The organism is Sphingomonas kaistensis, from assembly GCF_036884275.1.
Taxonomy (GTDB): Bacteria; Pseudomonadota; Alphaproteobacteria; order Sphingomonadales; family Sphingomonadaceae; genus Sphingomicrobium; species Sphingomicrobium kaistense_A.
In genome coordinates this window covers 558726-572717 of record NZ_CP145607.1, presented here as the reverse complement: position 1 = coordinate 572717, position 13992 = coordinate 558726, and the positions used below count along the sequence as shown (strand labels likewise).

Sequence of the window (13992 nt, the reverse complement as noted above, 5' to 3'; positions counted from 1 at the left end):
TTATATAGGAGCGATGAACGTCTCTGACATGGGTCCGGTGGCCCGCGAAATGACCGATCGTCTTCAGAAATCACTCGCCCCGACGCGGATGGAGTTGCGTGACGACAGCGAGCAGCATCGCGGGCACGGCGGCTATCGCGGGGAAGGCGGGGAATCGCATTTCTTCCTGAGCATCGAGAGCGCGGCCTTCAGCGGCTTGAACCGCGTCGCTCGCCAGCGCCTCGTCTACAAAGCGCTCGGCGAACTGATGCAGCATCAGGTCCACGCGTTGGCCATGGAAACGAGGGCGCCCGGCGAATGAACAACGACAGCACCATCCTGATGAGCCTAAAGCCGGTCAGCCACGACCTCGGCGGGTTCAAGGTTCATCGCACCTTGCCGCACAAGCTGCGTACCATGGTCGGCCCGTTCATCTTCTTCGACCAGATGGGCCCGGCCCGGCTTGGCGTGGACGAAGGCGTCGACGTTCGCTCGCATCCTCACATCAACCTCGCCACCGTGACCTATCTGTTCAAGGGCGCGCTCGATCACCGCGACAGTGTCGGGTCGGTGCAGCGGATCGAGCCTGGCGCGGTCAATCTGATGACCGCGGGCAAGGGGATCAGCCATTCGGAGCGCACGCCGGGCGACGAGCGCGCCAACGGCCCGATCCTCGACGGCATCCAGACCTGGCTCGCGCTGCCGCAGGACAAGGAAGAGGTCGACCCGGCGTTCGAACATACCGCCACCGAGGCGATGCCGGTGATCGAGGGCGAGGGCAAACGCCTTCATCTCATCATGGGCGAAGCGTTCGGGGCCAGGTCGCCCGTCACCCAGCATCACCCCACGCTCTACGCAGCGCTCGAACTGACCCCTGGCGCGTCGATCGAGCTCGAGCGAGAGGCCGACGAGCGGGCGATCTATCTCCTCGACGGCGACCTGGCGGTGGATGGCGAGAATGTCGAGCGGATGCACCTTGTCCTGCTCCGCCCCGGCACCCGCCCGGTGCTGCGCTCTACGCAGGGCGCCAAGCTGATGATCTGCGGCGGCGCACCGATGGACGGCGAGCGGCACGTTTGGTGGAATTTCGTTTCCTCCCGCCACGACCGCATCCAGGAAGCCAAGCGCGCCTGGAAAGCCGGCGAATTCGCGCTTCCGCCGACCGATCACGACGAGTGGATTCCCATTCCCGAAGTGCCGCTGACGGTAAGCTATCCGTGAAGACGCTCATCGCCCTCGCGCTGCTGATCGCCGCCGCGCCCGCCGTCGCCCAATCGCAGCGGGTCGCCTTTGTCTGCACCGCCGAAGCGAGCAGCGCGGGACTGACCGCGCGGACCGAGCGACAGTTCGACCGGCGCGGCGATTTGCGCGCCGGCGCGACCACCATCCGCCTGCCGCTGACCGGCGCGGACGGAACGCTCGACGCAAGCTGGGAAGTAACCCGCGGCCTGCCGCAGGTCGCACGCGGCAAATACGTCTTCCGCCTCCCCGCGCCTGCCGACGCCAGCTGGCAGATTGCGGGCCTGACCAAGCCGATCCGCTCGAAGGACGGCGTACTGATGCTCGGCGGCGAGCAGTTCCGCTCGCTTCTGTTCAGCGGTGCGTCGATCCAATTGATCCTCGCCGGCCGCGACGGGCGGGAGCGCGCTCGCGCCAGCCTCGACCGGGCGGCCTTCGATGCTGCGCTGGACCTTGCCCGTCAATCCGACGCCCGCGGCCTCGCCCAGGCGTCGAACTTTCGCTCCTGCAAGGCGAACACCGGCGCATGACCCGCTTCACCCGCTTGCCCCTGTCGACCGGCGTCACCCTCAACGTCGCTGAGGCCGGCCGCGCGGACGGACCGGCGCTGCTCTTCCTCCACGGCTTTCCCGAATCGCATCGCACCTGGCGCGGGCTCGTGCCGTTGCTCGAGGACCGCTACCGGCTGATCATGCCCGACCAGCGCGGGTTCGGTGGGTCCGACACGCCGCAGGACCCCGCGGACTATTCCACCGACAAGCTGGTCGCCGACCTGTTCGCATTGGTCGATCACCTCGGCCTCGACGACTTCACCCTTGTCGGCCACGACTGGGGCGGGGCGGTCAGCTGGGCCGCCGCGCTGCGGGGCGACCCGCGTTTGAAGCGCCTGGTCATCGTCAACGCGCCGCACCCGTTCGTCTTCCAGAAAAGCCTTATCGAAGACGCCGACCAGCGCGCCGCCTCGCAATATATCACCGCCTTTCGCGATCCCGGCTTCGAGCAGGCGGTGGAAGCGATGGGGTGGGACAAGTTCTTTTCCAAAAGCTTCACGCCCCACGTCGATCTCACCGCCATCTCACCGCAGGAAAAGGCCGACTACCTCGCCGAATGGAGCAAGCCCGGCGTCTTCACCGCCATGCTCAACTGGTATCGCGGCGCGCCGGTCACCGTTCCGCCGCGAGAGGCCGATGTGCCGCTGCCGGCCTACCTCCAGCGCCCCTTTCCCGCGATCACGGTGCCGACGCTCGTCGTCTGGGGCATGCGCGACAAGGCGCTGCTTCCGCTGCAGCTCGACGGGCTCGACTCGCTGATCGACGACCTGACGATCGTGCGGGTGCCCGACGCCGGCCACTTCCTGCCATGGGAAAAGCCCGCCGCCGTCGCCGCGCCGCTGCGCTCTTTCCTTGACGCCCATCAAGGTTCATAGGCGCGAGCCTCATGTCCAGCTCGAAGAATAACGCCCCCAAGCGCTCCCGCGCCCGTTCGGCCGCCCGCCTTGCCGCCGTCCAGGCGCTCTATCAGCAGGAGATGGAAGGCACGCCGACCCCGCTGTTGCTGAACGAATTCCACAACCACCGCTTCGGCGAGACGATCGACGACGTTACCATGATCGACGCCGAGATGGATTTCTTCGACGACATCGTGCGCGGCGTCACCGCGCGCCGGGACGAAATCGACGGCAAGGTCAGCGCCCGCCTTGCGGAAGGCTGGAAGCTCGATCGCCTCGACCGCTCGATGCGCGCGATCCTGCGCGCCGGCACCTATGAGCTGCTGGCGCGGCCCGACGTCACCGTCGGCACGGTGATCGACGAATATCTCGACATCGCCCACGCCTTTTTCGGCGAAAAGGACGTGAAGTTCGTGAATGGCCTCCTTGACGCAATCGCCAAGGAGGTCCGTTCGTCCTGATCGATCAGCCGAGCAGGGTGCTGTTGGCGTTGAAGTTGATCGATTGTCCGACGAGGTCGAGCGCGAAGGTCGAGCTGTAGATGTCGACCGATCCAAGCGGGATCGTATCGCCAAAGCTCAAAACCGGTCCGATGCTCCATTCGCCCGAGTCGATGAGGACGTCGTAGCTGCCGCTCGCCTTCAACAGGTCGATGTCATAGCCGAAGTTGAAGCCTAGTCCGAGCTTGTTGCTTAGCGAGGCCTGCGGGTCGAGATCGAGCACGAATTCGATGACCCCGTCGTTGTCGCTATCGTAAGTGGACGCGCCGGTGATCGTCGTATCGCCCCACTTCCAGGCCTGCTTGGCGCCATTTTCGAACACCAGGGTGCCGGTCAGCGAGGTGACCGACAGAAGAAATTCCTGCAGCAGGTTCATGCCGGCGCTGAGGTCAACATCGATCAGATCGGCTGAGCCTTTGGCAACGAGGACGTCGATCGAGACTCCGAACGGGCTTGCGGGGAGGTTGAGGATCTTGGTCAGCAAGTCATCGACATCGAGGCCGAGGGTGAAGAAATTGTTGCTCGCGCCCGACGAGGAGAAGCTGCCAAGGCCGCTTGTCGTGTTGATCGTCGGCCACGCCAGCGACGCCGAAATCCCATAGGGAAAATCATAGCTGAACTGAAGATCGGCAGCGTCCAGATCGAGGATGTTAAAGGTGTAGTTTGCCCGATCTTCGACGCTGAAAAGACCGTATTTTTCGACTTCGAAATCGAGCCCGGCGCTCGCCTTGAAGTAATAATTGAAGATGAAGTCGAGCGCGAAGTTTCCGCCCGGCCCGGTCGTCGTGAAGGACACGCCGCCCCTAGTCAGCGCTGCCGAAGACGAGATCAGCAGCACATCGGTCACGTGATTGTAGGTGGTGTTCACCGTCACGTCATAGGGAACGCTCGCATCGATCGAGCCTGCCGACAGATCCAGTGTGGTCTGGAAGCCGGCTTTCAGGGCGACGTCGATCGCACCGTAAACGAAGCCGCCACTACTCTTTTCTTTTGGATCCCAATCGAACCCGAGGAATCGTTCGTCACGAATGCCGAGCGCGTCGCCGGTGCCCCAGATGCTCTGGTCGGTGGCGAGGAACGTCAGGTCGAACTCGTTGCTGGCGGCATCGATCACGATCTTGGTGTTCGACGTCGTGCTGGCTTCCGAACCGTTGCTGAGTTCCTTCGACCAGGCGGTAACCCCGAGATTGAAGTCGAAATCCGAATTGGCCGCGAGATCGACCGTGAAGCTCTTGCTCATGGTCGGCGTGGTGGAGTCGGGATTGTAGACCAGGTCGCTTTCGCCCGCGATGCTGGCACCGGCGGGCAAACCGGAAAAGGTGAAGCGGTCGAGATATTCCGACCCGTCGGTGTCGGTCACCGCGGCGGTGACGGTGATCACGATCTGGTTGACGTTGGCGCCCGGCGCGGTGGTCACGGTGAGCGTGGGCGTGTCGGCCACCGCTTCAACCGTCATGGTCGCCGTCGCGCTGTCGCCGCCGCCCTTGCCGTCGATCATGTCGTAGGTGAAGCTGTCCGGACCGCTGTAATTGGGATCGGCGACATAGATGATGCTCTTGCCGTCGGCCGAAATGGTCGCGGTGCCATGCGCCGGATCACCGACCCGGGTGATGCGGAAACCGGTCGTGCCATCGGCATCGGTATCGTTGGCCAGCACGTGGAGAACGACCGGCGTATCTTCCACCGCAGTCAGCTTGTCGTCGATCGCGTCGGGGGCGGCCGGCATGACTCCGACCAATTTGGTGCCTTCGGAGGTCGTGCGAATACCGACATCGGCAAGCGCCAGGTCGTCGAGGGTCAGGCCGCCGACCGACGACTTCAGAACAAAGCTCGTCGCGGTGACCATCTCCTTGGCGCCGGGCGTCCCGAATCGCACGCCGACATCGAACATGCCAAGCGGATTGCCCTGCAGATTGGCACCCTGCCCGAGGTCGATGACGCCCTCATTCCTGGCCTCGAACCCGGTCACCGCAGCGCCGCTGACCGACAGCTTGCCGATCAAGGCGGGGTCGTTGATGTCGAAGAACAGCCCGCGCAGATCGCTCTGCACACCTTCCTGCTTGAGCTTGACGAGGATCGAGCCGTCGGTCTGCTCCTCGAGATGGACGAGCACAGTCGTCTTCGCACCGGCGATGGCAAAGTCGATGAAACGCATTTGTAGAATTCCCCCCGATCAGATTCGCGCAATGCCCGGATCTTGGGGTTACGAAAACTTAACCAAGATTATTTTCCAGTAAGTAAATTCGCAACGGCTTTTTTCTGGTTTCGCGGTGAATTGTACCGAATTCGAGCAGGTTATTCTTCATTTGGCATCGCAGCCGCATTTCTGCGATGCGAGGCCATCGTGTCGTCCGAATCCACCCTGCTCGCCCGCCTGCGGCACCTCGCGACGCATCCCGCCGCGCGCGGTCTTGCGGACGATGTGGCGGTGCTGGGCGATCTCGTGCTGACCCACGACACCATCGTCGAGGGCGTCCATTATCTCCCCACCGATCCGCCCGAAAGCGTCGGGTGGAAGCTGGGCGCAGTGAACCTGTCCGACCTTGCCGCCAAGGGCGCGGTGCCCTCCGGCGCGCTGTTGTCGCTCACGTTGCGCGGTGACGATCAATGGGAAGAGCGCTTCCTTTCCGGCCTCGCCCAGATCTTCGAGCATTTCGAGCTGCCCTTGCTCGGCGGCGACACGGTTGCGCTGCCGGAGGGGGCGCCGCGCGTGCTCGGCCTCACCGCGATCGGCAAGGCCGGGCCTAGCGTGCCGAGCAGGACCGGCGGACAGGTGGGGGACCGGCTGTGGCTGGTCGGACCGATCGGCGACAGCGCGGCGGGGCTGGCGCTGCTGACCGACGATCCGGGCGCGACCGGGCTTCTGGTCGACACGTATCGCCGCCCCATTCCCCTGCTCGCGGTTGGCGCTTTGCTGGCTCCGCATGCCTCCGCGATGATGGACGTGTCGGACGGTCTGCTGCTCGATGCCCGCCGGCTTGCCACCGCCAGCGGCTGCGGACTGCGCGTCGATCTGTCGGCGCTGCGGCTGTCGCCGGCCTTCATCGCCGAGCGCGGGCAGCACCGCGCCGCGCGGCTGTTCGCGGCGACGGGCGGTGACGATTATGCCCTGCTTGCCGCGCTTCCCCCCTCGTTCGATCCTTTAACGATCCTGAAAGGAACCTCGGTCAATATCGCCTGTGTCGGCGAGTTGACGGGGGACGGGGCCTTCGCGCTCGCCGACGACTTCGGGCCAGTCCCGTTACCGGAGCGCCTTGGTTATGAGCATCACCCATCCTGACGTCCGGCGCCTCGCCATTGCCCTGTGCGGGCTCGTGACCGGCGGACTTTCGGCCTTTTTGCTCACCTGACCGACCCGGCTAGACAGGCCCGAATCGCCCCCTAAACTCCCCTCCACAACAGGATGGGGAACTGTGAACCGATGGAACTCGTGTTGATCGCGATAGGCTGCGGCCTGCTCGCAGTAGTTTACGGCATCGTCACCTCTGGCCAGGTGCTTCGGCAACCGGCCGGCAACCAGAAAATGCAGGACATCGCCGCGGCCATCCAGGAAGGCGCGCAGGCCTATCTCGGTCGTCAGTACACCACCATCGGGATCGTCGGCGTGGTCGTCGCGGTGCTCGTCTTCCTGTTCCTCGGTACGATCGCCGCAGTCGGCTTCGTGGTCGGCGCGCTGCTGTCGGGCGTTGCGGGCTATATCGGGATGAACATCTCGGTCCGCGCCAATGTCCGTACCGCCGAGGCCGCGCGGGTCTCGCTCCAGGGGGGCCTCACCACCGCGTTCCGCTCGGGCGCGATCACCGGCATGCTGGTCGCCGGCCTCGCGCTGCTGGCCATCGCCTCCTTCTTCTACGTGCTGGTCGGCATCCAGGGCCGCGCGCCGGATGACCGCACCGTGATCGACGCGCTGGTCGCGCTCGCCTTCGGTGCCAGCCTCATCTCCATCTTCGCGCGTCTGGGCGGCGGCATCTTCACCAAGGCCGCCGACGTCGGCGCCGATCTGGTCGGCAAGGTCGAGGCCGGAATTCCCGAAGACGACCCCCGCAACCCGGCCGTGATCGCCGACAACGTGGGCGACAACGTCGGCGACTGTGCCGGCATGGCCGCCGATCTGTTCGAAACCTATGTCGTGACCGTCGGCGCCACCATGGTGCTGACCGCTTTGCTGGTGAACACCACCGGCGCCGCGCTGACCGCGCTGATGGCGCTCCCGCTGCTGGTCGGCGGGGTGTGCATCATCACCTCGATCATCGGCACCTACATGGTTCGGCTGGGCAAGGGCCAGTCGATCATGGGCGCGCTCTACAAGGGCTTCTGGACCACGGCGATCCTGTCGATCCCGTTGATCTATTTCGCCACCGCTTATGCGCTTGGTGACTTGAACGCCGTGATCGGCGGGCCGGAAGCGGCCGGCACCGACATCGCCGGCGCCACCGCCGAGCAGACCGCGGGCTTCACCGGCATGGACCTGTTCTGGTGCATGATGATCGGCCTGGCCGTCACCGGCCTCCTGGTCTGGATCACCGAATATTACACCGGCACCAACTATCGCCCGGTCAAGTCGATCGCCAAGGCGTCGGAAACCGGCCACGGCACCAACGTCATCCAGGGCCTCGCGATCAGCCTTGAATCGACCGCCATGCCGACGATCGTGATCTGCGTCGCGATTATCTCCTCCTACCTTCTCGCCGGCCTGATCGGCATCGCTTTCGCGGCGACCGCGATGCTGGCGCTGGCCGGCATGGTCGTCGCCTTGGACGCCTACGGCCCGGTCACCGACAACGCCGGCGGCATCGCCGAAATGGCGCACATGGAGGACGAGGTCCGTACCCGCACCGACGCCCTCGACGCGGTGGGCAATACGACCAAGGCGGTCACCAAGGGCTATGCCATCGGCTCCGCCGCGCTCGCCGCGCTGGTGCTGTTCGGCGCCTACACCACCGACCTGAAGGAGTTCTCGGCCGACCTCGGCATCGGCGCCAATGCGGTCGATTTCAGCCTGTCCAACCCCTATGTCGTGGTCGGGCTGTTGCTCGGCGCGCTGTTGCCCTATCTGTTCGGGGCGATGGGCATGACCGCCGTCGGCCGCGCCGCCGGTAACGTCGTGCTCGACGTCCGCGACCAGTTCCGCAACAATCCGGGCATCATGGACGGCACCAGCCGCCCCAATTACGCCCGCACCGTCGACCTCGTCACCAAGGCCGCGATCCGGGAAATGATCATCCCCTCGCTGCTCCCGGTGCTGACGCCGATCGCGGTCTACTTCCTGATCGCCTGGGTCGCCGGCAAGGAACAGGGCTTCGCGGCGCTGGGCGCCCTGCTGCTCGGCGTGATCGTCTCGGGCCTGTTCGTCGCCATCTCGATGACGAGTGGCGGCGGCGCGTGGGACAATGCCAAGAAGTATATCGAAGACGGCAATTACGGCGGCAAGGGCTCGGAAGCCCACAAGGCCGCGGTCACCGGTGACACGGTCGGCGATCCCTACAAGGACACCGCCGGCCCGGCGGTCAATCCGATGATCAAGATCACCAACATCGTCGCTCTGCTGCTCCTCGCGGCGCTGGCCGGGCACGGCGGCTGATCACCGCCTTCTGACGTGGGAATTGGCCCCGCCGGATCATCTCCGGCGGGGCTTTTTCGTGGGCCCTCCTCAGGCGTAGCTGTCGCGCCGTTCGACGATCACGAAGCGCGTCTCGTTGACAGCCTCGCCCTGCAAGTCGCGTTCGAGAATGACGAGGCCGTGGAGTTCCGCCGCCACCTCGCTCCCGATCGCCGCCCAGGCGGGATCGCCCGTGCCCGCCACCTGCGCCGCCGCCAGCGCCGTGCTCGCCGCTTCCATCCGCGCCCACGGCTGCCTCGCCAGATAGGCTTCGCATTGCGCCAGCGCCGCCGGATGGCTCGACACCCGCCTGATGTCGCCAAGGTTTGCACCCGGCTGGCCGAGCAGATGCTGGCGCACCTCCATTAACTGCTCGCCGATGATCCGCAGTTCGGGATGGTGAAGCAGCCGCCGATGTTCCTCGAGCGAGCCCGCATGACTGTTGGCGACCGGCACCACCGCCAGGTCCGCCGTTCCCTCGCGCACCGCGCGCAGTACCGCGTCCATATCCTCAAGCGGCAGCAGCTCATGCCCCGGCAGCAGCTTCAAACACGCCGCTTCCGAGAAGCTGCCCCGCCCGCCGAGGCACGCCACCACGCCCTTGCCCAGCGCCCGGCCCGACCATTCGGGCGCGGGCGTCGGCGGGACCGCGTCACCGGCCGAGCGTTCGACCCGACCCAGTTCGAGCGCCCACGGATGCGCGTCGCAACCCGTCGGATAGCGACCGATCAGGTCGAGCCCCGCGCACTCCTGCCAGCCTTCTTCCTCGGCGCTGACGATCAGGATCGCCTCGCCGCGCAGCGCTTCGGCCCGCGCCGCTTCGACGCTCGGGGCCCAGGTTGCGGGGATCGCCGCGCCATGCCGCGCCGCCGCCAGGGTGGAGAGCGCCGTGCGCGCACTTTCGGGGCCGCACAGCAGCACGCGATAGGGGCGCTGGTGCCGGGCGCTCAGTGCCATCACCGAGCGCCAGATCTGGCCGATATCGCCCGCCGGCACGTGCCGCGCCTTGGCGCTCAGCCGCTCGATGATGCGATGCTCGCGCGCCGGACGCAGCGCCAGCGTGCGGCTCGTGCCGACATCCTTGGCCCGGGCGATCCGGCTCACTTGGCGGTACCGCTGCTCGAGAAGATGGAGGATCTGGTCGTCGATCCGGTCAATCTCGCCGCGCAGCACATTGATCGCGGACGCAAGGGGACTGACGTTGGGTTGGCTATTGCTGTTCATGGGTCTTGGCCTCGCCGCGCTTCACCCGCGGTTCGGGGCTCAAGCGCATTTATCTCGGGTTGATGAGTTTACAGTCCGGCACCCCGCAGGAATGCCGGCCGGTAAAGTTCACAAAGACCCGAAATCGAAGCATCGCAGTCTGAACGGCCTTGTCCGCGACGAAGCTGATCCTCGCCGCGATTGGCGAAAGCTGCCTGATCGTCAGCACCGATGCAAGCGGCTTCGATAACCCGAGTGACAAAAAAGGGCGACTCAAACGGGCCGCCCTCTTCGAATTCAAAGACTGTCCGGAAGCTCAGAGCTTGCCGAATGCCGCCTCGTATCCGGCCTGATCGCCGCGGGCGAGATAGGCCGCCTGCTCGACCACCCGGTCGCGCGACAGCCGGCCCTTGAACGCGCCGAGCTCGGCGTCGATCATGGTCACTTCTTCCGGCGTCAGGGCGGCGATCTGGTCGAAGCGGGCGAGGCCGCGGTCGTTGAGGATGGAGGCGAGCTTGGGGCCGACGCCCTTCATCCGCTGGAGGTCGTCGGGAACGCCGCGGCTGCCGGGCAGGTTGGAATGCACTGGCGCGCCGATCACCTGGCCGATGACGTCGCTGGCCGCGGCCGCCATTTCGTCGCCGAGATCCTCGCCTTCGCCGCCGCCATCGCTGTCGTCCTTCGCCGCGGTGGGCACGGGATCGGCGCGCGGGGTCACCGCGGGGGAGGGTACCGCACGCTCCTGCTCGACCGCCGGCGTCGCCGCCATGTGCGGGCGCACCGGGGCATCGGTCTTGCTCAGCGTCACGCGCTGCTTGGGACGGCGGAAGACGACCAGGCCGACGATCAGGCCAAGGGCTACCGCGACCAGGATCATCGGCCAATAAGCGTTCAGCAGTTCACTCATTCCACTCATTCCATCCTCTGGACTGACGCCGGCGGTGAAGCTCGGCGAGATAGGCGATGACGAGACCGAGGCCGTAGCCAAGCAGGCCCAGCACCGCCGCTTCAACGAACAAGGGCAGGCCCAGCATCAGCGCGGTCCTCCCGCTGCCGGGGCATTGGCCCGCGGGAAATTGTTGATGACCGGGCTCGCCGGATCCCACCTGACCTCGGCGACGCCGGGTATCTCACCCACCCGCTCGACCAACGCGCGGCGCTGGAAGTCGTCGGCAGGCCCGTTGAGGATGATCCGCCGGGTCAGCGGCGCATCGTCCATCTTGGCGGTGATCTGCGGCAGCTCGTAATAATCGAGCAGGCTGCGCGCTTCGCGCTCCATCTCGGTGCGCACGTCGTTGGCGGCGCCGACCGGGCCGTGCCACAGCTCGGCCACTCCGATCGCGGCCAGCGCGCCGAGCCAGAGCTTCGCCTTGCGGTTCATGCCTGCCGCTCCAGCTCGCGCCAGCCGATGTCGCGGCGGTGGAAGCCGTCGGCGAATTCGATCGCGTCCACCCCCTGATAGGCCCGCGCCCGCGCTTCGGCGAGCGTGTCGCCCAGTGCTGTGACCGCCAGCACCCGGCCGCCGGCGGACAGCAATGCGCCCGACCCATGCCGCGCGGTGCCCGCGTGGAATACGGTGACGCCCGGCACCCGCTCGGCCGCCTCGATCCCGTCGATCAGCCCGCCTTTCTTGGGCGTGCCGGGATAGCCGGCGGCGGCGACGATCACCGTCATGCTGACCGCATCCGACAGCTCGGGCTGAACCTCGCCCAGCCGTCCTTCGGCGACGCTAAGCAGCAGCGTGGCAAGGTCGCCCTTCAATCGGGGCACAATCGCTTCGCATTCGGGATCGCCGAAGCGGACGTTGTATTCGATCAGCTTGGGGCCCTCGTCGGTCAGCATCAAGCCAGCATAAAGCAGCCCGGAGAAAGGCGTTCCCGCGCGGACCATCGCCGCTGCGGTGGGAACCACGATCTCTGCCATCGCGCGATCACGCAACGCGTCGCTCAGCACGGGCGCCGGGGAATAGGCGCCCATGCCGCCGGTGTTAGGCCCGACATTACCCTCGCCGACGCGCTTGTGGTCCTGCGCAGAGGCCAGAAACAGGGCCTCCTCGCCATCGACCAGCGCGAACAGGCTGGCTTCCTCGCCTTCGAGAAATTCCTCGATTACCAGCGGCGCGCCGCCGAGATCGCGGACCGCCTGCTCGGCTTCCTCGCGGGTCGCGGCGACCGTGACGCCCTTGCCCGCGGCGAGGCCGTCGGCCTTGATCACCACCGGCAGCCCGAACTCGCCAAGCGCCTCCAGCGCCGCGTCCGTATCTTCCAGCCGCACGAAGCGCGCGGTCGGGATGCCGTTGGCCGCGCACAGATCCTTGGTGAAGCCCTTGCTTCCCTCCAGCATCGCTGCCGCCGCCGACGGCCCGAACACCGGAATGCCGGCCTCGCGGCACGCGTCGGCCACGCCCGCGACCAGCGGGGCTTCGGGACCGACGACCAGCAGCCCGACGTTGCGTTGCCGCGCCAGCGCCACCACCTTCTCCGGATCGGTGGGATCGATCGCCAGGCACTCCGCCCAGCGGGCAATCCCCGGATTGCCCGGCGCGGCAAGAAGCTCGCCGCAGCTCGGCGATTGCCGTAGACCCCAGGCCAGCGCATCCTCGCGCCCACCGGAGCCCAATAGCAGGATAGTGATGACCGAGTTCGACATGCCCTCCGGGCTCCTAGCCGAGCGAAGCCAAGGCGACAATTCACCCGCGATGAGCGTGGGCGACTTGGCGTCTGCGGTTAAGCGCACGGTGGAAGACCGCTTCGGCCGGATCCGCGTGCGCGGCGAGATTAGCGGCTGGAAGCGGCACAGCTCGGGCCATTGCTATTTCACGCTGAAGGACGATGCCGCCTGCATCGATGCGGTGATCTGGCGCGGCCAAGCGGGCAGCCTCGCATTCCGGCCCGAGGACGGCGCCGAGGTCATCGCCACCGCCAAGATGACCACCTATCCCGCGCGCTCCAAATACCAGCTGGTGGTCGAGCGGATGGAGCTGGCGGGCGAGGGCGCGCTGATGGCGTTGCTCGAACGCCGCCGCAAAGCGCTCGCCGCCGAAGGGCTATTCGATGCCGCGCGCAAGCGGTCGCTGCCGTTCATGCCGCGGGTCATCGGCGTGATCACCAGCCCGACCGGCGCGGTCATCCGCGACATCCTCCACCGCCTCGCCGACCGCTGCCCGACCCGGGTTATCGTCTGGCCGGTGCCGGTGCAGGGCGACGGTGCAGCCGCCAAGATCGCCGCCGCCATTCGCGGCTTTGCTTCTTACGAAACCCGCCCCGACCTCCTCATCGTCGCCCGCGGCGGCGGGTCGATCGAGGATCTGTGGGCCTTCAACGAGGAAGAGGTGGTCCGGGCCGCCGCCGAATCGCCGATTCCCCTGATCAGCGCGGTCGGGCACGAAACCGACACCACCCTGATCGATCACGCGTCGGACCTCCGCGCGCCGACCCCCACCGCCGCGGCCGAGATCGCGGTGCCGGTCCGTGCCGAGCTGCTCGCGCTGCTCGACGAACTCTCCGCCCGCAAGCGCCGCTGTCTCGGCAAGCGCGCCAGCGACGCGCGCGAGCGGCTGGCACTCACCACCGGGCGCTGGCCCGCCGCCGACACCCTGCTCGGTCCCAAGCGGCAGCGGCTCGACGACACCGCCGAGCGCCTTCCCCGCGGTCTCGCCGCCCGCGCCCACAAGGCCGAGGCGCTGATGAACCTCACCGCCTCGCGGCTGCGCCCCGACCTCCTCGCGCAAAAGCTCGCGCGGGCGAGCGATCGTCTTCAGGCGTCGGCAAAGATGCTGCCGCTGGTCCATCCCGACCGCCCGCTCGGCCGCGGCTTCGTCCGGGTCACGGCCGCAGCGGATGGCCGAACCCTGACCCATGCCGCCGATGCCCGTGCGGCCGGACGCCTGCTGCTCCGTTTCGGGGACGGGGAGGTCGCGGCCACCACCGGCGAAGGCCCTCCGCCGCCACCCCCCAAGGTTGAGCGCAGCCCCAAGCGCCCCTATGCCCCGCCTCAACCCAATTTGTTCGATTAAAGAGGACCAA

General features: G+C 66.8%; 14 protein-coding genes. 8 read left to right on the top strand and 6 right to left on the bottom strand.

Features of this window, described 5'->3' with window-relative positions:
* The first annotated feature begins 13 nt into the window (after positions 1-13).
* The 5 genes from V6R86_RS02625 to nusB are packed head-to-tail and all read left to right on the top strand — an operon-like array spanning position 14 to position 3126.
* Positions 14-301: a BolA family protein gene (locus V6R86_RS02625; protein ID WP_338501832.1), complete on the top strand. Its 288-nt coding sequence runs from the start codon at positions 14-16 to the stop codon at positions 299-301.
* A complete protein-coding gene (locus V6R86_RS02620) occupies positions 298-1200 on the top strand; it encodes a pirin family protein (protein WP_338501831.1) in 903 nt (300 codons plus the stop codon). Before V6R86_RS02625 ends, V6R86_RS02620 begins: the two co-directional genes overlap by 4 nt.
* Entirely contained in the window at positions 1197-1748 is a 552-nt protein-coding gene (locus V6R86_RS02615) for a hypothetical protein (RefSeq protein ID WP_338501830.1), read from the top strand. Before V6R86_RS02620 ends, V6R86_RS02615 begins: the two co-directional genes overlap by 4 nt.
* On the top strand, positions 1745-2644 hold the full coding sequence (locus tag V6R86_RS02610; RefSeq protein ID WP_338501829.1) for an alpha/beta hydrolase: 900 nt from the start codon (positions 1745-1747) through the stop codon (positions 2642-2644). Before V6R86_RS02615 ends, V6R86_RS02610 begins: the two co-directional genes overlap by 4 nt.
* Positions 2645-2655: 11 nt before the next feature.
* Positions 2656-3126 (top strand): transcription antitermination factor NusB, encoded by a 471-nt coding sequence (gene nusB, locus V6R86_RS02605; protein WP_338501827.1) that lies wholly within the window; start codon positions 2656-2658, stop codon positions 3124-3126.
* 4 nt (positions 3127-3130) lie between these two features.
* On the opposite strand, the gene V6R86_RS02600 is transcribed toward nusB, so the two are convergent.
* Positions 3131-5320 (bottom strand): cadherin-like domain-containing protein, encoded by a 2190-nt coding sequence (locus V6R86_RS02600; RefSeq protein ID WP_338501825.1) that lies wholly within the window; start codon positions 5318-5320, stop codon positions 3131-3133.
* 189 nt (positions 5321-5509) lie between these two features.
* On the opposite strand from V6R86_RS02600, the gene thiL reads away from it, so the two are divergent.
* Together thiL and V6R86_RS02590 are read left to right on the top strand one after the other, a co-directional pair.
* A complete protein-coding gene (thiL, locus tag V6R86_RS02595; RefSeq protein WP_338501823.1) occupies positions 5510-6445 on the top strand; it encodes a thiamine-phosphate kinase in 936 nt (311 codons plus the stop codon).
* A 141-nt stretch (positions 6446-6586) separates the two neighbouring features.
* On the top strand, positions 6587-8746 hold the full coding sequence (locus V6R86_RS02590) for a sodium-translocating pyrophosphatase (protein ID WP_338501821.1): 2160 nt from the start codon (positions 6587-6589) through the stop codon (positions 8744-8746).
* A 69-nt stretch (positions 8747-8815) separates the two neighbouring features.
* On the opposite strand, the gene V6R86_RS02585 is transcribed toward V6R86_RS02590, so the two are convergent.
* The 5 genes from V6R86_RS02585 to purD form a co-directional block, all read right to left on the bottom strand.
* On the bottom strand, positions 8816-9988 hold the full coding sequence (locus tag V6R86_RS02585) for a prephenate dehydratase domain-containing protein (protein WP_338501819.1): 1173 nt from the start codon (positions 9986-9988) through the stop codon (positions 8816-8818).
* Between the two features lie 295 nt (positions 9989-10283).
* Entirely contained in the window at positions 10284-10874 is a 591-nt protein-coding gene (locus V6R86_RS02580) for a hypothetical protein (RefSeq protein WP_338501817.1), read from the bottom strand.
* Positions 10867-11001: a hypothetical protein gene (locus V6R86_RS02575; protein WP_338501815.1), complete on the bottom strand. Its 135-nt coding sequence runs from the start codon at positions 10999-11001 to the stop codon at positions 10867-10869. Before V6R86_RS02575 ends, V6R86_RS02580 begins: the two co-directional genes overlap by 8 nt.
* The gene (locus V6R86_RS02570) at positions 11001-11348 is read right to left on the bottom strand and encodes a hypothetical protein (RefSeq protein WP_338501813.1); all 348 of its coding nucleotides are present in this window, start codon (positions 11346-11348) and stop codon (positions 11001-11003) included. Before V6R86_RS02570 ends, V6R86_RS02575 begins: the two co-directional genes overlap by 1 nt.
* Positions 11345-12601 carry a phosphoribosylamine--glycine ligase gene (gene purD / locus V6R86_RS02565; RefSeq protein ID WP_338505377.1) on the bottom strand — a complete coding sequence of 419 codons (1257 nt, stop codon included), beginning with the start codon at positions 12599-12601 and terminating at the stop codon, positions 11345-11347. Before purD ends, V6R86_RS02570 begins: the two co-directional genes overlap by 4 nt.
* On the opposite strand from purD, the gene xseA reads away from it, so the two are divergent.
* On the top strand, positions 12600-13982 hold the full coding sequence (gene xseA, locus V6R86_RS02560; protein WP_338501811.1) for an exodeoxyribonuclease VII large subunit: 1383 nt from the start codon (positions 12600-12602) through the stop codon (positions 13980-13982). The two genes, purD and xseA, sit on opposite strands and share 2 nt — an antisense overlap.
* Positions 13983-13992 lie beyond the last annotated feature (10 nt).